General features: G+C 72.8%; 18 protein-coding genes. 9 read left to right on the top strand and 9 right to left on the bottom strand.

From position 1 onward, the window contains the following. Nucleotides 1-1,210: 1,210 nt before the first annotated feature. The 3 genes from IH09_RS38330 (at nucleotide 1,211) to IH09_RS32825 (ending at nucleotide 4,229) form a co-directional block, all read left to right on the top strand. Nucleotides 1,211-2,839: a S1C family serine protease gene (locus IH09_RS38330; protein ID WP_446750512.1), complete on the top strand. Its 1,629-nt coding sequence runs from the start codon at nucleotides 1,211-1,213 to the stop codon at nucleotides 2,837-2,839. Nucleotides 2,840-2,955: 116 nt separating this feature from the next. Then, nucleotides 2,956-3,462, top strand: coding sequence for a sec-independent translocase (locus IH09_RS32830; RefSeq protein ID WP_052861204.1), 507 nt, complete (start codon nucleotides 2,956-2,958; stop codon nucleotides 3,460-3,462). A gap of 119 nt (nucleotides 3,463-3,581) precedes the next feature. Next, nucleotides 3,582-4,229: a hypothetical protein gene (locus IH09_RS32825; RefSeq protein ID WP_052861203.1), complete on the top strand. Its 648-nt coding sequence runs from the start codon at nucleotides 3,582-3,584 to the stop codon at nucleotides 4,227-4,229. Nucleotides 4,230-4,320: 91 nt separating this feature from the next. Here IH09_RS32825 and IH09_RS32820 read toward each other — a convergent pair whose 3' ends face one another. The 3 genes from IH09_RS32820 to IH09_RS32810 are packed head-to-tail and all read right to left on the bottom strand — an operon-like array spanning nucleotide 4,321 to nucleotide 7,478. After that, the gene (locus tag IH09_RS32820; RefSeq protein WP_052861202.1) at nucleotides 4,321-5,481 is read right to left on the bottom strand and encodes an Mrp/NBP35 family ATP-binding protein; all 1,161 of its coding nucleotides are present in this window, start codon (nucleotides 5,479-5,481) and stop codon (nucleotides 4,321-4,323) included. A 43-nt stretch (nucleotides 5,482-5,524) separates the two neighbouring features. Further along, the gene (locus IH09_RS32815; protein WP_052861201.1) at nucleotides 5,525-6,106 is read right to left on the bottom strand and encodes a DUF1003 domain-containing protein; all 582 of its coding nucleotides are present in this window, start codon (nucleotides 6,104-6,106) and stop codon (nucleotides 5,525-5,527) included. Between the two features lies 1 nt (nucleotide 6,107). Further along, a complete protein-coding gene (locus IH09_RS32810; RefSeq protein ID WP_052861200.1) occupies nucleotides 6,108-7,478 on the bottom strand; it encodes a magnesium transporter MgtE N-terminal domain-containing protein in 1,371 nt (456 codons plus the stop codon). 195 nt (nucleotides 7,479-7,673) lie between these two features. Here IH09_RS32810 and IH09_RS32805 point away from each other — a divergent pair, with 195 nt between their 5' ends. Further along, nucleotides 7,674-8,453 carry a hypothetical protein gene (locus IH09_RS32805; RefSeq protein WP_381720828.1) on the top strand — a complete coding sequence of 260 codons (780 nt, stop codon included), beginning with the start codon at nucleotides 7,674-7,676 and terminating at the stop codon, nucleotides 8,451-8,453. Nucleotides 8,454-8,486: 33 nt separating this feature from the next. Here IH09_RS32805 and IH09_RS32800 read toward each other — a convergent pair whose 3' ends face one another. After that, the gene (locus IH09_RS32800; RefSeq protein WP_052861199.1) at nucleotides 8,487-9,026 is read right to left on the bottom strand and encodes a hypothetical protein; all 540 of its coding nucleotides are present in this window, start codon (nucleotides 9,024-9,026) and stop codon (nucleotides 8,487-8,489) included. Between the two features lie 89 nt (nucleotides 9,027-9,115). Continuing rightward, on the bottom strand, nucleotides 9,116-10,228 hold the full coding sequence (locus IH09_RS32795) for a magnesium and cobalt transport protein CorA (protein ID WP_052861198.1): 1,113 nt from the start codon (nucleotides 10,226-10,228) through the stop codon (nucleotides 9,116-9,118). A 439-nt stretch (nucleotides 10,229-10,667) separates the two neighbouring features. Between IH09_RS32795 and IH09_RS32790 the strand changes: the two genes are divergently transcribed. Continuing rightward, nucleotides 10,668-11,255 (top strand): suppressor of fused domain protein, encoded by a 588-nt coding sequence (locus tag IH09_RS32790; protein ID WP_052861197.1) that lies wholly within the window; start codon nucleotides 10,668-10,670, stop codon nucleotides 11,253-11,255. Nucleotides 11,256-11,348: 93 nt separating this feature from the next. Here IH09_RS32790 and IH09_RS32785 read toward each other — a convergent pair whose 3' ends face one another. Continuing rightward, a complete protein-coding gene (locus tag IH09_RS32785) occupies nucleotides 11,349-12,635 on the bottom strand; it encodes an MFS transporter (RefSeq protein WP_052861205.1) in 1,287 nt (428 codons plus the stop codon). A 226-nt stretch (nucleotides 12,636-12,861) separates the two neighbouring features. On the opposite strand from IH09_RS32785, the gene IH09_RS32780 reads away from it, so the two are divergent. From IH09_RS32780 to IH09_RS32770, 3 genes are all read left to right on the top strand, one after another. Beyond that, nucleotides 12,862-13,500 carry a DUF6758 family protein gene (locus IH09_RS32780; RefSeq protein WP_052861196.1) on the top strand — a complete coding sequence of 213 codons (639 nt, stop codon included), beginning with the start codon at nucleotides 12,862-12,864 and terminating at the stop codon, nucleotides 13,498-13,500. Between the two features lie 138 nt (nucleotides 13,501-13,638). After that, a complete protein-coding gene (locus IH09_RS32775; protein WP_052861195.1) occupies nucleotides 13,639-14,493 on the top strand; it encodes a PHP domain-containing protein in 855 nt (284 codons plus the stop codon). Between the two features lie 294 nt (nucleotides 14,494-14,787). Further along, nucleotides 14,788-15,393, top strand: a complete 606-nt coding sequence (locus IH09_RS32770) for a MarC family protein (protein ID WP_094791679.1) — start codon at nucleotides 14,788-14,790, stop codon at nucleotides 15,391-15,393. 95 nt (nucleotides 15,394-15,488) lie between these two features. On the opposite strand, the gene IH09_RS39475 is transcribed toward IH09_RS32770, so the two are convergent. After that, nucleotides 15,489-15,641 (bottom strand): hypothetical protein, encoded by a 153-nt coding sequence (locus IH09_RS39475; RefSeq protein WP_094791680.1) that lies wholly within the window; start codon nucleotides 15,639-15,641, stop codon nucleotides 15,489-15,491. Nucleotides 15,642-15,859: 218 nt separating this feature from the next. Between IH09_RS39475 and IH09_RS32765 the strand changes: the two genes are divergently transcribed. Continuing rightward, nucleotides 15,860-16,786, top strand: coding sequence for an NYN domain-containing protein (locus tag IH09_RS32765; RefSeq protein WP_052861193.1), 927 nt, complete (start codon nucleotides 15,860-15,862; stop codon nucleotides 16,784-16,786). Nucleotides 16,787-16,932: 146 nt separating this feature from the next. On the opposite strand, the gene IH09_RS32760 is transcribed toward IH09_RS32765, so the two are convergent. Together IH09_RS32760 and IH09_RS32755 are read right to left on the bottom strand one after the other, a co-directional pair. Beyond that, a complete protein-coding gene (locus tag IH09_RS32760; RefSeq protein WP_052861192.1) occupies nucleotides 16,933-17,394 on the bottom strand; it encodes an SRPBCC family protein in 462 nt (153 codons plus the stop codon). A 153-nt stretch (nucleotides 17,395-17,547) separates the two neighbouring features. Then, nucleotides 17,548-18,414 carry an alpha/beta fold hydrolase gene (locus IH09_RS32755; protein ID WP_052861191.1) on the bottom strand — a complete coding sequence of 289 codons (867 nt, stop codon included), beginning with the start codon at nucleotides 18,412-18,414 and terminating at the stop codon, nucleotides 17,548-17,550. Nucleotides 18,415-18,493: the final 79 nt, after the last annotated feature.

Genomic DNA, 18,493 nt, shown 5'->3' with positions numbered 1-18,493 from the left:
CGGGGCAGCGACGGCTGACCGTGCCCTTCCTCCTGCTGTGTCGACGGATGATCGTGCGGTACCTCCCGCCGTGTCGTCGGCTGACTACGCCCGTACTCCCGCCGAGTCGACGGTGACGCCCGGCCGGGTGCCCGCCGGTGCGTGGGACGAGACAGCCGTCGTGCCGACGGTGCTGGCCGAGCGGCTGACGGAGGCGCGGGTTGGAGCACCTACGGCTGACGGCGTCCTTCCTCCCACCGTGTCGACGGATGATCGTGCGGTACCTCCCGCCGCGTCGTCGCCGGACCACGCACGTACTTCCGTCATGCCGACGGTGACGCCCGGCCGGGTGCCCGTCGGTGCGTGGGACGAGACGGTGGGTGAGATCCGGGCCGAGATGCCGGTGGGCGTCGCCGTCGCGGCCGAGGCCGGCGGCGCCGCACCCCGGCAGCGGCCGCTCCATCCGGAGGACCCGTACGGCACGCCTCCGTACGGCGGTCCCGGGCCGTGGGCGCCCGCGCCGCCCGTGCAGCGTCCGGTGTTGCCCGCAGCCCACGGCGCCGTACCCCCGCCGCCCGCCGGACCGCTGCCCGCGTACGGCGCGTCGGCCCCGGCCGTACCGGGCGCCCTGCCGCCGCAGGCTCCGATGCCTGGCGCGTCCCACCCGGGCGGCGCCGGGATATCCGTACCGCCCGCGCAGCCGATGGCCGCCCCCGGGGCGGCGGGCGACGGCCGTTCACCGGCCGAGCCCGGCGGCGATCCTCGCCATCCGGCCGGGGCGGCCGATGCGTACCTGGCGGGGACGGCCGACGCATATCTGACAGGGACGCCTGACGCGTACCCGGCCGGAGCGGCCGGTGCGTACCCGGCCGCCGGTGCACAGCGCCCCCGCCCGGCCGACGGTCCCGGTTCCCCGCAGCCGGAACCGCAACAGCCAGAACCACACCGCCCGGACCTGCAGAAGTCCGCGCCTGGCGGCGACCCTCGCCACCCGGCTGGAGCGGCCGACACGTACCAGGCGGGGACGTCCGACACGTACCCAGCAGGCGCGGCCGGTGCACAGAGCCCCCGCCCGACCGACGATCCCGGCTCCCCGCAGCCCGAACCACACCAGCCAGACCTACGGAAGCCCGCCCCCGCCCAGACCACCGCAGCCCAGACCACCCCCGTACTGCCCACCGCCGTACCGCCACCCACCCCCACACCACCCACCGGCCAGGAGGCGGAGGCCGTGGCAGGGCCGGCCGGGGAGTCGGAGCGGGTGCCCGATGGCGGGTTCGTGCCGCGGCCCGGTGACGGTGGGCCCCGGTCCGCCGGTGCGCGGGCGGCGGTTGAGCGGGAGCGGACCGGCGGTGGCCACCCCCTGCCGCCCGAGCAGCCCCAGACCCAGTCGCCACACCAGCCTCAGCCCGCTCCCGCTCCCGCTCCCGCTCACCACCCCGCCACCGGCCCGTTCGCCACGCAGCCGCAGCCGCAGCCGCAGCCGCAGCCGCAGCCGATGCCGATGCCCGGTACGTCCGGCTACGCGCACCCGTATGCCCACGGCCAGGCACCAGGACATCCGCACGGACCGGCACCCGACCACGGCCGCGGACCCGTCCCCCTGTCCGGGAACGCCCCCGGGAACGCCCCCGGGCCCGGCACCGCCCCGCACCTCCCGCGCGACGCATGGCAGCAGTACGACCCCTGGAGCGTGCCGCTGCACGGCGGTCCCGGTGTGCCGCCGCCGGCCGTCCGGCGCGGCCGGCGGGGACCGCTGGTGGTCGGGGCGCTGGCGCTGGCGCTGGTCGCGGGCGGTGTCGGCGGCGGGATCGGCGCCTACGTCGAGCGCAACGGCGGTTTCCACGACATCAAGCTTCCGCAGGCCGGCGGCGAACAGGGGGGCCGCAGCCCCGAGAGCGTCGCCGGGATCGCGCAGACCGCGCTGCCGAGCGTGGTGACCATCCACGTACGCGGCAACGCGGAACAGGGCACGGGCACCGGCTTCGTCCTCGACCGGCAGGGGCACATCCTCACCAACAACCACGTCGTCGAACCGGCCGGCACCGACGGCCGGATATCCGTGACGTTCAGCGACGGCCAGACCGCCAAGGCCAAGGTCATCGGCAAGGACGGCGGCTATGACCTCGCCGTCGTCCAGGTCCAGGGCGTCACCGGGCTGCGCCCGCTCGCCCTCGGCAACTCCGACTCGGTGCGGGTCGGCGACCCGGTCGTGGCGATCGGCGCGCCGTACGACCTCGCCAACACCGTCACCGCCGGCATCATCAGCGCCAAGCAGCGCCCGATCACCGCGGGCGGTGAGAAGGGCGACGGCGGCGAGGTGTCGTACGTGGACGCGTTGCAGACGGACGCGCCCATCAACCCGGGCAACTCCGGCGGCCCGCTGGTGGACGCCAAGGCGCGGGTGATCGGCATCAACAGCGCGATCCGCGCGGCCGACACCGGCGGCGGTCTGGACGACGGCAGCCGCGGCGGCCAGGGCGGCAGCATCGGCCTGGGCTTCGCCATACCGATCAACCAGGCCAAGCGGGTGGCCGAGGAACTGATCAACACCGGCCGGGCCACGCATCCGGTCCTCGGCGTCACGCTGGAGATGGAGTACGACGGCGACGGCGCGCGGGTCGGCCCGCAGAGCACGGACGACACCCCGCCGGTCACCCCCGGCGGTCCGGGCGCGAAGGCCGGGATCCGGGCGGGCGACGTGATCACCAAGGTGGACGGCGCGCCGGTGCACAGCGGTGAGGAGCTGATCGTCAAGGTCCGCAGCCACCGGCCGGGCGACACGCTGACCCTGACCCTCCAGCGCGGGGGCAAGGAGCAGGCCGTGGAACTCACTCTCGGCTCGTCCGCCGCAGGCTGATCGTTTGCACGGTGTTGGCGCGGGTGACTCCCGCCCGACGCACCGGGCCAGGTACCGTGAGAGCCGGCCTGGCCCGGAAGGCCACCGAAGGCCGTGATACCCCAAGGAGCTGCAAGGTGTTCTTCGACATAGGACCCCTCGAACTGGTGGCGATCGTCGTCCTTGCGGTGCTCATCTTCGGTCCGGACAAGCTCCCCAAGGTCATCCAGGACGTGATGGGCTTCATCCGCAAGGTGCGGGCGTTCTCCGACAGCGCCAAGGAGGACATCCGCAGCGAGCTGGGGCCGGACTTCAAGGACTTCGAGTTCGAGGACCTCAAGCCCAAGAACTTCGTCCGCAAGCACGTCCTGGAGAAGGACGAGTACGGCCTCAAGGAGCTTCAGGAGATCCGTAACGGATTCGACTTCAAGCAGGAGATGACCGAGCTCACGGACGTCGTGCAGGGCCGGGAGAGCGCACCGGCCGATCCGGCCGAGCCGGCCACGTCCGCCGCTTCCGGGAACGGCTCCCGCCTGAATCTGTCGAAGGAGTCCCCGGCCGCCTCGGGCGGGCCCGACCTGGTCAAGAGGACCGGCGGCCTGGCGCCCGGCGAGCGTCCGCCGTTCGACTCCGACGCCACCTGACATCCCGCCGGTTGCCCGGCTGCGCCGACCCCTATGGCTATGCTCCCGGTGTCCGGGGTGAGGTCGCCCGAGGGGGGCGGGCCGCCCACGACGCAGGGCAACAAGGAGGCTCCGCGCAGATGGAGACGACGAGTCGGTCAGAGCCGGAAACGGCACCCACCGACGACGGCCGGAAGGTCGACGGCTATCTGCTGGCCGCGTTCCCGTGGTACGGCCTCGACGAGGCGTACACCGGGCCGCGCTGGCTGATGCGGGTCGGCGCGGCCGCCGACGGCACCGTCGAACACGGCGCCACCGGCCATGGCGAGGAGCCCACCATACGGGTGGAGACCGCCAAGGAGACCCACCGGTTCGCGGTCGTGGTGACGGTCGCCAGCCGCCCCGTACGGCCCAGCGCGGACGACACCGGCTTTCTGGAGGCCACCTCGGTCTCGACGGCCGCCTGGCTCGCCGGGGCCGGACTGCTCGCGCACACCTGGCCCTCCCAGATGGACCGGTCGCTGCGCCAGGACTGGCTGGACCAGCAGACGATGATCGCCTGGGAGCTGGCCGACGAACTCGACGGCGAGGGCTGGAGCGAGCTGATACTGCCGGTGGACGGCGCCCCGACGGCGTTCCGCTACCGCGAGTCCGAGTACGGCTGGGTGCTGGCCGGTTCGGCGGACGGGGACCCCGAGGGCGTGCACATCGGTGCGTACGGGCGCGGGATGAGCGCCTACGGCCTGGCCTTCTCGATAGTCAAGGACCTGGCGGCGTACGAGGGCTGAACGGCGGCGGGGCACGGACGAGGGGCGGGACCGGTACCACGGTCCCGCCCCTTCGCGTCGTAGGGGAGCCGGTCACCCGGCCCCCCGGCGCTCAGAACTTGTTGCGCGGGGTGATCCCCAGCGACATGCCCGACAGACCGCGCGCGCGGCCGCCCAGCTTGCCCGCGATGGCGCGGATCGCCGAACCGGCGGGGGAGTCGGGATCGCTCAGCACGACCGGCTTGCCCTCGTCGCCGCCCTCGCGCAGCCGGACGTCGATCGGGATCGAACCGAGCACCGGCACCTGGGTGCCGGTGGTCCTCGTCAGCCCCTCGGCGACCCGCTCGCCGCCGCCGGTGCCGAAGACATGGACGATCTCGTCGCAGTGCGGGCAGGGCAGTCCGGCCATGTTCTCCACCACGCCGACGATCTTCTGGTGGGTCTGCACGGCGATCGAACCGGCCCGCTCGGCGACCTCGGCGGCGGCCTGCTGCGGGGTGGTGACCACCAGGATCTCGGCGTTCGGCACCAGCTGGGCGACCGAGATCGCGATGTCGCCGGTGCCCGGGGGCAGGTCGAGAAGGAGGACGTCGAGGTCGCCCCAGTAGACGTCGGCCAGGAACTGCTGGAGCGCGCGGTGCAGCATCGGGCCGCGCCAGACGACGGGCGCGTTGCCGGGGGTGAACATGCCGATGGAGATGACCTTCACGCCGTGCGCCGACGGCGGCATGATCATGTTCTCGACCTGGGTGGGCTTGCCGTCCGCGCCCAGCATGCGCGGCACCGAGTGGCCGTAGATGTCGGCGTCCACCACGCCGACCTTCAGACCGTCCGCCGCCATCGCCGCCGCGAGGTTGACCGTCACCGACGACTTGCCGACGCCGCCCTTGCCGGAGGCGACGGCGTAGACCCGGGTCAGCGAACCGGGCTGGGCGAACGGCACCTCGCGCTCGGCGGTGCCGCCGCGCAGCGACGTCGCCAGCTCGCGCCGCTGCTCGTCGCTCATCACCTCCAGCTCGACGCTGACGCCCGTGACGCCCGCGACGCGCTCCACGGCCGTGCGCACGTTGGAGGTGATGGTCTCCCGCATCGGGCAGCCGGAAACGGTCAGATAGACCGTCACCGCGACCGCCCCGTCCGACGCGATCTCCACCGATTTGACCATCCCCAAGTCGGTGATGGGCCGGTGGATCTCGGGGTCGTTCACCGTTGCGAGGGCGGCGCGTACCGCTTCCTCGGCCGGCGCGGGGCCTGTGGGTGATTCGGTAGCCATGCCCTGATGGTACGGCGCCGGTGGGGGCCTCCGGAAAGGACTCTCACCGGTCGCGTTCGTCACTCTCCGCGTCGACCATCCGACGCAGTTCCAGATCCCTCAGCAGGTCTTCGAGCTCGGAGCGGATCCAGTCGCGGGTGGCGACCTCGCCCAGGCCCAGCCGCAGCGCCGCGATCTCCCGGGTCAGGTACTCGGTGTCGGCGATGGAGCGCTCGTTCTGCTTGCGGTCCTGCTCGTGGGTGACCCGGTCGCGGTCGGCCTGCCGGTTCTGCGCCAGCAGGATCAGCGGCGCCGCGTACGACGCCTGGAGCGAGAGCGCCAGCGTCAGGAAGATGAACGGGTACTCGTCGAACCGCAGCCGGCCCGGCGCGGTCACGTTCCAGCCGATCCACACGATCACGATGACCGTCATCCAGACGATGAACCGGCCGGTCCCCAGGAAGCGGGCGATCTTCTCCGACAGCCGCCCGAACGCCTCCGGGTCGTACTCGGGCAGGAAGGTGCGGCGGGGTACCCGCGGCTGGTCCAGGCGCACCCGCGGCCGCTCCGGGCCGCCACGCCGCACCGCGGAGGCCCCGTGGGGCCGCGGCCGCTCCGGGCCGCCCGGCCGCTCCCCGGCGCCCATGTCAGCCCTCCTCGAAGCGCGGGGTCCGGCCGGCCGCCGCCGCGCCGTGCATCTCGGTCTCCCGCCAGTCCTCCGGCAGCAGATGGTCCAGTACGTCGTCGACGGTGACCGCGCCCAGCAGCGATCCGCTCTCGTCGACGACGGGCGCCGCGACCATGTTGTACGTCGCCAGATAGCTGGCCACCTCGGTCAGCGCGGTGTCCGGCGCCAGGGCCGGCAGATCGGCGTCGACGAGCGAACTGACGAGGGTGAACGGCGGGTCGCGCAGCAGCCGCTGGAAGTGCACCAGGCCCAGGAACGTGCCGGTCGGGGTCTGGTCCGGCGGCCGGCAGACATAGACCTGGGCGGCCAGCGCGGCGGAGAGGTCCGGGTCCCGGACCCGTGCCAGCGCGTCCGCCACGGTCGCGTCCGGCCGCAGCACGACCGGCTCGGTAGTCATCAGACCGCCCGCCGTGCGCTCCTCGTACGACATCAGCCGCCGCATGTCCGCGGCCTCCGCCGGCCGCATCAGCGTCAGCAGCCGTTCCTTCGCCTCCTCCGGCAGCTCCGCGAGCAGATCGGCGGCGTCGTCCGGGTCCATCTCCTCCAGGACGTCGGCGGCCCGTTCGTCCTGGAGCTTGCCGATGATCTCGACCTGGTCGTCGTCCGGCAGCTCCTCCAGGACGTCGGCGAGCCGGTCGTCGGCGAGCGCCGCGGCGACCTCGGCGCGGCGCTTGGGGGAGAGGTGGTGCAGTACGCCCGCGAGATCGGCCGGGCGCAGCTGCTCGAAGGTGGCCAGCAGACTCTCCGCGCCCTGCCCGTGCTCCTCCAGCGAGAAGCCGGTCACCGCGGACCACTCGACCGTCAGCGCCTCGCCCGTCCGCCGCCCGCCGCCGCCCTGCGCGGCAGGCGTCTCGCGCCGCAGGAACCTCTCGCGCAGCGCGCCTTTCCCGCCCTTGCGTACGAAGACCTTGTCGATCTCCCAGTCGCGGCGGGCCGGCAGCTGGGTGATGCCGATGTCGAGGACGGTGACCTCCTCACCGGTCTCGATCAGCCGGACCCGCCGGTCGAGCAGCTCGCCGAAGACCAGGGTCTCGGACGCGCGCTGCTCGAAGCGCCGCATGTTGAGCACGCCGGTGGTGATGACCTGGCCGGACTCCACACCGGTCACCCGGGTCATGGGCAGGAAGATCCGGCGCCGGCCGGCCACCTCGACGACCAGCCCGAGCAGCCGCGGCGGCCGGTCGCCCGCCGCCCGCGCGCCGCCCTCGCCCCGGCCGGGCCGCAACATCGCGACCAGGTCGCGGACCCGGCCGACCTGGTCGCCGTTCGGGTCGAAGACGGCGACGCCGGAGAGATGGGAGACGAATACCCGGGGAGTCGCCACCGCCATGCAGAGTGCCTCCCTTTTTCCTGATTTACCCGGAATGGGGCCTCGATCCGGGTTCAGGCTAACGCGCCCGGCCCGGCTCCGCCCCGGTGAGCGAGGCCGTACGGTGGCCGCCACGCACGACGCGGAAAAGCGCGCACCGCCCGGGTACGCTCCGTACCGCTGTCCAGGTCATCCGCATCAGGAGGCAGAACCGACGTGACTGCAATCCCCTCGGGGACGGGCCCCCGACCCCTGACCGGCTCCCGTCGCACGGGACGGGCGGCGCTCGCGGGGGCGGTGTGCGCGGCGCTGGCCGCGGCGCTGGCGGGCTGCGCCGGGGAGGATCCGGACGCGGGCACCAACGGCGTGGGCAAACTGCCGGCCGCGACGATCGAGGCCAAGGCGCGGGCGGCGGCCGAACAGGCCGGTACGGTCCGGCTCTCCGGCAAGGTCGTCAGCCAGGACCGCACCTACCAGCTCGACATGCGGCTGGCGAAGGACGGCGCCCGGGGCGAACTGACCACCAAGGACTCCGCGTTCCAGCTGCTGCGGATCGACACGGCGCTCTATCTGAAGGCGGACGCCGGCTTCTGGGCCGGCGAGAAGAGCGAGAAAGCCACCCCGCCGGGCGGCACCGCCGCCGCCAAACTCGGCGGCAAATACGTCAAGGTGCCCGCCACGGACCCGGTCTACAAGCGCTTCAGCGGCTTCACGGACAAGAAGATGCTGCTGGCCAGTCTGCTCGGGCCGCACGGCACACCGGCCACCGGCGACCGCGGCACCCTCGACGGCGTCCGCACCATCCGCCTCACCGGCGGCGCGGGCGGCAACAGCCTGGACGTGTCCCTGGAGGGCGAGCCGTACCCGCTGCGGTTGCGGCGCGCGGGCGGTGCGGGCGAGGTCCGCCTCGGCGACTGGGGCAAGCCCGTCGATCTCCAGCCCCCGGCTCAGGACCAGATCGTCGACTACGGCAAGCAGATCGCCGGCAGCGGCTGACCGGACCGGGCAACGGGCCGCCGGGACGGCCCCTCAGCCCTTGCGGCCCCGGCGCAGCAGCTTCGGGAGTGCGGCCGGGACGGGGCGGCGGGTGAGGGCCGGCGACGGCAGCGGCGGCGCGGCGTGCGACTCCTCCGGCATGGCACCCGGCCGCTGCCCGGCCGGCCCGACCGGCTCCAGCCGCAGCACCCGGCACTCGCGCGCCCAGCGCTCCGTGAGCGTCTGCGCGTCCGGGGCGTTGAGCCGCTTGCCCTTCAGCTCGTCCACCGCGGCCCGCCACGCCGCACCGTCCGGCGCCAGCTCCACGACCCGCGCCTGCCAGGCCACCAGCCGGCCGCCCTTGTCCTTGCTGCGGACGGTGACCGTGGCGGCCGCGCCGTCGGCGAGCCCCAGATCCGCCAGCGGCTGCTCGCCCGCGCCGTCCCCGACCAGCACCGCCGCGCCGTCCTGCCAGAGGTGCCACAGCGCCCGCGCCGGGCCCGTCGCGCCCCGCACCCAGATGAGGCCGGACTTCTTGGTGGCCTCCTCGATGAGCGCTCGGTCCTGCAACGCCTGTGACACCGTCTCCGTCATACGGCTCAGCCTAATGGGCGGCGGACCGGCCGCCCCGGGACGGCGGGCCGGTGCGGACGGCCCCGTGCCGGTCCCGTCCGCCGGTCGCGTCAGAGCCAGCCGTTGCGCTTGAAACCGCGGTGTATGCCGCAGCAGATGGCGACCGTGACCAGCAGCACCGCCGGATAGCCGTACTTCCACTTCAGCTCCGGCATGAACGAGAAGTTCATGCCGTAGATCCCGGCGATCATCGTCGGCACGGCGAAGATCGCCGCCCAGGACGTGATCTTGCGCATGTCCTCGTTCTGCGCGACGGTCGCCTGCGCGAGGTTGGCCTGGAGGATGGAGTTGAGCAGGTCGTCGAAGGACAGCACCTGTTCGTTGACGCGCGCCAGGTGATCGGCCACGTCCCGGAAGTACTTCTGGATATCGGCGTCGACCAGCCGCATCGGGCGCTCGCTCAGCAGCTGCATCGGCCGCAGCAGCGGCGATACGGCGCGCTTGAACTCCAGTACCTCGCGCTTGAGTTGGTAGATCCGCCCGGCGTCGCCGCCCTTCGCGGAGCCCCTGCCGTCGGAGCCCGAGCTGAAGACGTCGATCTCCACCTCGTCGATATCGTCCTGGACCGCGCCGGCCACCGCGATATAGCCGTCGACCACCTGGTCGGCGATGGCGTGCAGCACGGCGGAGGGGCCCTTGACCAGCAGCTCGGGGTCGTCCTGGAGGCGGTGCCGCAGGGCGCGCAGGGAACCCTGGCCGCCGTGCCGCACGGTCACGATGAAGTTCCGGCCGGTGAAGCACATCACCTCACCGGTCTCCACGACCTCGCTGGTCGCGGTCAGTTCGGCGTGCTCGACGTAGTGGACGGTCTTGAAGACGGTGAAGAGGGTGTCGTCGTACCGCTCCAGCTTGGGCCGCTGATGGGCGTGCACGGCGTCCTCGACGGCGAGCGGGTGCAGCCCGAACTCCTGGGCGATACCGGCGAATTCGGCCTCGGACGGCTCGTGCAGCCCGATCCAGGCGAAACCGCCGTCGGCCCGGACGCTCGCCATGGCCTCGGCCGGGCTGAGATGCCGGCTCACCCGGCGGCCCTCGCGGTAGACACCGCAGTCGACGATCGCGCTGTTCGGGCAGACCGGGACGGGCTTCTCGCAGCTGTACGGGGCGTCGTCACGGCGCCGGGACGGGCGGACGGCAGCGCGCAGATCGCGGATCACCGACAAGGCAGGCTCCTTCACTGGCCGGCCGTCAGCGGGTGCGCAGCGCTGCCCGGAACGTGGACGTACGCGGCGTCATCGGCCGTACGTCCGCAAAGCGGGCGGCGCTCCGTGCGGTGGTGCTGACGGCAGTTCGCAGAAAACACGGAACAAAGAGTCGAAGGCGCTCTTCCGTCATCTACATCCGGCGCAAAGGCACTTCACGGGTTTCGCCGCTGAGCGACGGGGTACGGAAGCCCTCGGTTCAGCGGACGCGCTGTGCGAAGGGGATGACAGGAGAACTATCGGTACTGCAAGGTCGACTTGGATCCACCGCAGCCCCACCTCCTCCGGCCGGTCCCCGCTGGGGGACGACGTCACTCCCTTACCAGACGGCAAGGCTATCAGCCGTCCGGAGCGCCAAGGCGCCGCTTTGCCCGTTCGATACGCGTCCTATGCTCGCGGCATGTCTGACGTTCTTGAGCTGGTCGAAGCCCGGTTGCGTACGGCCCTGGGCGAACCGGACGCGCGCGCCGCCGTCACGTTCCTCGGGACCGACCGTATCGAGGTGCTCCGCTTCGTGGACGACGGGGTCATCCGTTACGCCACGCTCGGGATGTCCGCCCACCCCATGGCCGACCCCACCGCCGTCCTGGCGGATCCGCTGCGCGGCCCGCGCGCCGAACTCGTGCTGTCCGTACGGGGCGGCCGCGCCGACACCGGCAAGGTGCTCCGGCCGCTCGCCGTGCTCGCCGCGTCCCCGCAGGTCGAGGGCGTGATCGTGATGCCGGGGGCGTCGCTGGACGTGGGCGAACCGCTCTGGCCGGGGGCGGCCTTCACCTCGGTGCTGGTCGCCGCGCCCGGCGGGCTCGTCGAGGATCTGGCGCTCGACGAGCCGCTGGAGCCGGTCCGCTTCCTGCCGCTGCTGCCGATGACGCCCAACGAGGCCGCCTGGAAACGGGTGCACGGGGCGGAGGCGCTGGAGGAGCGGTGGCTGCGCAACGGAACGGACCTGCGCGATCCGCTGCGCAAGGGCGTGCCGCTCGACGACTGAACGGCGGGACGCGGCGCGGGCCCCGGCGACGGCTGTGACCGCGCGGCAGCCCGGCCGCCCGCTGTGCGAGCGGACGGTCGGGCTGCCGGGTCTTCAGTTGGCGAAGACCGTGACGCCGTCCTCCGTGGCGTGCGCAGGCGCCAGTTCCTCGGCCTCCAGGGTCAGCGCCCGGCGGCGGACGGCGACGATGACGGCGCCGATCACCGCCGCGGCGGCCGCGACCACGAACGGGATGTGGACATCGGTCCACTCCTCGATCTTCGGCGCGAGGAACGGCGCGGCCGCCGCCGCGAACCACCGCACGAAGTTGTAGCCCGCGCTGGCCACCGGCCGCGGCGCGTCCGAGACGCCCAGCGCCAGCTCCGTGTAGACGGTGTTGTTCAGGCCGATGAGGGCGCCGGAGACGATCGTGCAGACGATGGCGGTGGTGTGGCTGCCGTAGCCGAGGACGACCAGGTCGACGGCGAGCAGCACCAGCGAGCCGCCCAGGACCTTCAGCGACCCGAAGCGGTGCTGCAGCCGGGGCGCGACGAGCACCGAGAACACCGCGAGCAGCACACCCCAGGCGAAGAAGACCCCGCCCGACCGGTACGGCGACATGTTCAGCACGAACGGGGTGAAGGCCAGCACCGTGAAGAACGCGTAGTTGTAGAAGAACGCGGAGGCGGCGGCGGAGGCCAGTCCGCCGTGGCCGAGCGCCCTGACCGGATCGAGCAGCGAGGTCTTGCGGGCCGGCTTCGGCTGCTCCTTGAGGAAGGCCGTGATGGCGAGGAAGCCGACGGCCATCAGGACGGCGGTGCCGAAGAACGGGTAGCGCCACTTCATGTCGCCGAGGACCGCGCCGAGCAGCGGGCCGCAGGCCATGCCCAGGCCGAGCGCGGACTCGTAGAGCAGGATCGCCACCGCGCTGCCGCCCGTCCGGCTCCCGCGCGCGGGCCCGACGGGATTGGCCGCGCCCACGATCACGGCGAGCGAGGTGGAGACGAAGAGCGCGTTGCCCAGGCCCCAGCCGGCCCGGAAGCCGACCAGCTGGCCGACGGACCCCGACATACCGGACAGCGCCGCGAACACCACCACGAGTGCCAGGCCGGCCAGCAGGGTCTTGCGGCTGCCGATGCGGCTGGAGACGAAGCCGGTGACCAGCATCGCGACGGCGGTGATCAGGAAGTAGGAGGTGAAGAGGAGGGAGACCTGACTGTTCGAGGCGTGCAGGCCCTTGGCGATCGAGGGGAGGATCGGGTCGACGAGGCCGATGCCCATGAAGGCCACGACCGAGGCGCCGGCCGTGGCCCATACGGCCTTCGGCTGGCGCAGGATCGACGCCCCGCCCCCCTCGAATGGATCGTCTTCGGCGCCGTCGCCGTGGCCGCTGCTCCGCATGCCGCGCATCCCCTTTCCGTATTCCCCGGTCGCGGCCGGTCCCTGACCTCCGCGAATCGTTGTCGTTTACACACAATAAGTTAGACGATCTAAAGAATGCAAGCTACAACTACCTCTGGGGGTGGTGACGGCCGCCCCGCGGCCCGCCGCCGGGGCGTGATTCCGGGCACACCGGACGGGTGATCGTCCTTGACGCGGCGGCGGCCCAGGAGGACCGTGGGACGTTATGAGGGGCGAACCCAGTTGCCCGAAGTGCGGTGGCCGGGTGCGGGCGCCCGGTCTCTTCTCCGACTCCTGGCAGTGCGCCGTGCACGGCACCGTGCACCCGCTCCAGCCGGTCGTCCCACCGAGCGTCGAGGCGCTCGGCGTCGTCGTACACCGCGCCCAGGTCCCCGTGTGGATGCCCTGGCCGCTGCCGGTCGGCTGGCTGTTCACGGGCGTGGCCTGCGCGGGCGACGACCGCAGCGGCGGCCGGGCGACGGCGGTGGCCTGTTCGGGCCCCGGACCGCTCGGCGGTCCCGGTGAACTCCTGCTGATCGCCGAGGAACTGGGCGTCGGACTCGGCGCCCGCTACGCCGGTATCGACGGCCCCGACCCCGGCTCCTGCCTGCGCATGGACAAGCCGCCGCACGCCAAGGTGCTGGCCGCCGGCCGCCCGACCCCGATGTGGCATGTCGAGGGCGCCCCCGCGGACCGCGCGGTCTTCGCGGGCGAGGCGCGCGGACTGTGGCTGTGGGCGATCGCCTGGCCGGAGGAGTCGGGGCTGCTGATGTACGACGAACTGGTCCTCACCGACCTGCGGGAGGCGGGCGCCGAGGTGGACCTGCTGCCGTGCGGGGCGCTCTCACCGCGGATCCTGAACTAGGCCGCACCTCCCGCGGGCGGCCGTCCGGACCGGCCGTCCGGCCGGGGCGGGTACGGCGGCCGGTATCCTGCTGGAGTCCCCTCAGGTGCCCCGTGCGCCCGTTCCCCGCCCGTCCCGCAGCAGTCTGGAGTCCGCGTCGTGCGCATCGATCTGCACACCCACTCCACCGCGTCGGACGGTACGGACACCCCCGCCGAACTGGTACGCAACGCCGCGGCCTGCGGTCTCGACGTCGTCGCGCTGACCGACCACGACACCGTCGGCGGCCACGCCGAGGCGCGCGCCGCGCTGCCCGCCGGGCTGACGCTGGTCACCGGCGCCGAACTCTCCTGCCGGATCGAGGGGGTGAGCCTGCATCTGCTCGCCTACCTCTTCGACCCCCGGGAGCCGGAGTTCGCCCGCGAGCGGGAGCTCGTCCGGGACGACCGGGTGCCGCGGGCCCGCGCCATGGTCGGCAAGCTGCGCGACCTCGGGGTGCCGGTCACCTGGGAGCAGGTGGCGCGGATCGCCGGGGACGGCGCCGTCGGGCGGCCGCATGTCGCCAGCGCCCTCGTCGAACTGGGCGTCGTACCGTCCGTCTCCGACGCCTTCACCCCGCAGTGGCTCGCCAACGACGGCCGGGCCTACGTCGGCAAGCACGAACTCGACCCCTTCGACGCGATCCGGCTGGTCAAGGCCGCGGGCGGGGTCACCGTCTTCGCGCATCCGCTGGCCGTCAAGCGCGGCAGCGTCGTACCGGAGAGCGCGATCGCGGAACTGGCCGCGGCCGGTCTCGACGGCATCGAGGTCGATCACATGGACCACGACGCACCGACCCGCGCCCGGCTGTGCGGGCTGGCCGGCGACCTCGGGCTGCTGCCCACCGGCTCCAGCGACTACCACGGCAGCCGCAAGACCTGCCGGCTCGGCGAGTACACCACCGACCCCGAGATCTACGGCGAGATCGTGCGCCGCGCGACCGGCGCCTTCCCCGTGCCCGGCGCGGGCGGCTGACCCCGCACCGGGCACCGGCGGGCCGCCCCGGCGGCGGACCGGCCCCGGGCGGCCGGCGATGAACGGCGTGCCGCGGACCGCCGCCCCACGCGACCGGATCACCCCGGCCGTCCGGCGCGGCCGCCCCGCGCGCCGACCCCGCCCCGTACGCCGCGGGCCCTCCCTCCTCTTCCTTCTCTCCGGCCCCTTCCCTGCTGACCTCCTTCCCCTACGGGACTCCGTCCGCGGTGCCCGTCCAGCTTGAGACCCAGGGTCTCTCGTGTCCCTCGTACCACCTCGCGCAAGGCCATCACCGTGTTTGACGTCGCTGTCTTCAGTACCCTCTTTGTCACGCTATTTGTGATCATGGATCCCCCCGGGATCACCCCGATCTTCCTGGCCCTGACCTCGGGCCGGCCGGCCAAGGTGCAGCGCCGGATGGCCTGGCAGGCGGCGGTCGTCGCCTTCTGCGTCATCGCCGTCTTCGGCGTCTTCGGCACCCAGATCCTGGGGCGGCTGCACATCACGACCCCGGCGCTGATGATCGCGGGCGGTCTGCTGCTCCTGCTGATCGCGCTCGACCTGCTGACCGGGAAGTCCGAGGAGCCGACCCAGACCAAGGACGTCAATGTGGCACTGGTGCCGCTCGGTATGCCGCTGCTGGCCGGTCCGGGCGCGATCGTGTCGGTGATCCTGGCGGTGCAGCACGCGCACGGTTTCACCGCGCAGCTGTCGGTCTGGACGGCGATCGTCGCGATCCATGTGGTGCTCTACCTGGTGATGCGGTTCTCGCTGCTGATCATTCGCGTGATCAAGGACGGCGGGGTGGTGCTGGTGACGCGGCTGGCGGGCATGCTGCTCTCCGCGCTGGCGGTGCAGCAGATCATCAACGGCGTCACACAGGTGATCCAGGGTTCCTGACCCGGCCCGGAACCGCGAAGTGCCCCCGTACGACGTGTTCGTACGGGGGCACTTCGCCTCATGGCCTTCAGGCTCGTCGGGCGGCGGTGTGGGTGTTAACGGGCGGCGGTGTCGGCGGGGCGGATATAGATGCGCTGGCCGACGGCTGCGGCCTGCTGCACGATCCGGTTGACGGAGGCGGCGTCCACGACGGTGCTGTCCACGGCGGTGCCGTCGGCGTCGTCCAGGCGCATGATCTCGAAGCGCATATGGCTTCTCCCTTCGTCCGATCCTCCTGCGGAGAACTCTGTGGCGGGGCGAGCCCGGCCGCGCTGCCGGGCGTTCCCAAGGGGTACAACGAGATGCTCCGTGCAATCATTCCCTACGCTAAGGAAAAGTTTCGATGGTCTAAATATTTGCCGTGGCGGGCGGCGGGCGCCCGGCGCGGTTGTACCCGCGCAGCCACCGCCCGGACAATGGAGCCGGTATGAACGACGTCGAGCCCACGGGCCCCACAGATCTCGCCGCGCTGGCCGCCGGCATCGAGCGCACCAACGAGCTGCTCACCCGAGTGCTCGCGGAGGTCGCCACCACCCCGTCCACCCACGCGGCCTTCGTGGACGCCGGCTATGTCTACGCCGCGGCGGGCCGCCTGGTCACCGGCACGGAGGACCGCAAGGCGTTCGACCTGGACGCCGAGGGCATCATCGAAGCCTTCATCGACAAGGCGCGGACGATCTTCCCGGACAGCCGGCTGCTCCGCGTCTACTGGTACGACGGCGCGCGCCGCCGCATCCACACCCAGGAACAGCAGCGGATCGCCGAGCTGCCGGACGTCAAGGTCAGGCTCGGCAATCTGAACGCCAACAACCAGCAGAAGGGCGTCGACTCCCTGATCCGCACGGACCTGGAGTCGCTGGCCCGGCACCGTGCGATCAGCGACGCGGTACTCATCGGCGGTGACGAGGACCTGGTCTCCGCGGTGGAGGCGGCCCAGGGGTACGGCGCGCGGGTGCACCTGTGGGGCATCGAGGCCGCGGGCGGGCGCAACCAGGCAGAGCCGCTGCTGTGGGAGGTCGACAGCCAGCGCACCTTCGACCTGGACTTCTGCAAGCCGTACGTCTCCCGGCGGGCCGGCGTCGACTTCGGGGACCCGGCGGCGGCCGAGGGCCCGGCGCCCTCCCGCGAGGAGGTGCGCTTCGTGGGCGCCCGGGTCGCCGCCCAGTGGCTGGCCGAGCGCGGCCGCGGCTGGGTCGCCGAACTGCTGCCCGGCCACCCGTATCTGCCCGGCACCGTCGACCAGGAACTGCTGACCGCCGCGGAGGCGCTGCTGCGCCACTCGCTGCGCGGCCGCGCGGACCTGCGCCGGGCGCTGCGGGACGGCTTCTGGGAGCGGGTACAGGGGCAGTACTAGTACGCGATTGTGGTACTCGGCGCAGCCCGGACCTGCCTCGGACCCGGATACGAAACGCGGCGCGGGCCCCGGCAGCCGAACCGTCACCCGACCGTCCGGGCCCCGGCGACCGCACCGTCACAAGGCAGGTCCGGACCCCGGTGGGATCAGGCCCTGGCGAGCAGCTCCGCGAGCCGGTCGAAGAAACTCTCCCAGCCCGCCTTCGCCTGCTGGTACTGCTCCGCGGTGAGATTGCCGCCGCCCTGGTGGAAGGCCATCTCCGTACGGCCCCCGAGATCGGTGAAGGTGACCCGTACCGTCTCGCCCGCCGCCTCGCTCGGCGCGGCGGCGTCCTTGAGCGTGAGCACCAGCCGCTCGGGCGCCGCGACCTCGCGGTAGACGCCGGAGAACGGCATCTCGCCGCCGTCCGGCGTCCGCATCACCAGGCTCCAGACGCCGCCCGGCCGGACATCCATCGTCATCCGGTCGACGGGCACATCCAGCTCCCCGCCGAACCAGTGGCCGAAGTGCGAGGGAATCGTCCACGCCTGGAACACCAGGTCACGGCGTGCGTCGAGGGTGCGGGTGAGGGTGATGCCGTCCGCCGTCTGCTGCGGGTTCTCCGTCATGGTCCTGAATCCTTTGCGTGTCACCGGGAAGGGGCCGGGCCGGGGCGCGGCCCCCTGTCGATAGTCGTCGAGCGGGGCGGAGCTGTCCTGCCGGAGCCGCCGCTGGGGGGCCACTCGGCCCAGGTGCCCCGCCCAGGTGCTCCGCCCGACCGCCTACCCCAGACCGTTCCAGAATGCGCTCAGCGCCGCGGCGGTCTCCTCGGGGCGTTCGGTGTTGGGGGAGTGGGCGGCGTCCGCGATGACCGTGCGCCGGGCGGCCAGCCGGTCGGCCATCGCGTCCATCAGCGGTACCGGCCAGGCGTAGTCGACGGCCCCGGAGACGACATGCTTGGGCAGCGGTACGGCCGCCAGTTCCGCGACCCGGTCGGGTTCCTCGGTCATCTGCCGCCCGGTCGCGATCAGCTGCTCGGGGACGGTGTTCAGCCACCTTCGGCGCAGGAACGCGCCGATCTCCGGCGGCGTCGCCCCGTCCGCCGCCTCCGGCGGATCCAGTGCGCGCATCACCCGCCAGACCGACTCCATGTCCAGTCTGCCGAGCGCCTCGATCAGCGTCCGCACCCGGGCCCGCTGGGCCGCGTCGATGGCGGCCGGCCCGGAACTGAGCACGGTCAGGGAACGGAACGGCGCCGGGTCGAGCAGCACGGCGGCCCGGGTGACCAGACCGCCCAGCGAATGCCCCAGGAGATGCACCGGCCCGCCGCCGGACGCCGTCAGCGCGGTGGCCTGGGCCAGCACATCGCGGGCCAACTCGCCCTGGGCGTACGCCGATTCGTCGCGCGGCCCGGGAGAGTCGTGCTGTCCGCGCCCGTCCACCGCGACCGCCCGGAACCCGGCCGCGGCGAGCGGTGCGAGAAGGGCGATGAAGTCCTCCTTGCTCCCGGTGAAGCCGGGCACCAGGAGGGCGGTGCCGGCCGGCACACCGACGGGCCGGGCATCGTGCACGGCAAACGCACCGCGCTCGGTGGTGAGGGAGTACGCGCGGGCGCACGGGGGCAGCGTGAGAGTGGGCGGCCTGCTCATGGACCGAGGCTATCGGTGCTGGTCGCCGCCATGATCGGCCCGCCCCCACGGCGAACGGCCCGGCCCCCGCGCGATGCGG

The sequence above is a fragment of the Streptomyces celluloflavus genome (assembly GCA_000720995.1).
In the GTDB taxonomy this organism is placed as follows: Bacteria; Actinomycetota; Actinomycetes; order Streptomycetales; family Streptomycetaceae; genus Streptomyces; species Streptomyces celluloflavus.
The sequence above is the reverse complement of the archived record's forward strand: the minus strand, read 5'-3'. Positions and strand labels throughout refer to the sequence as shown.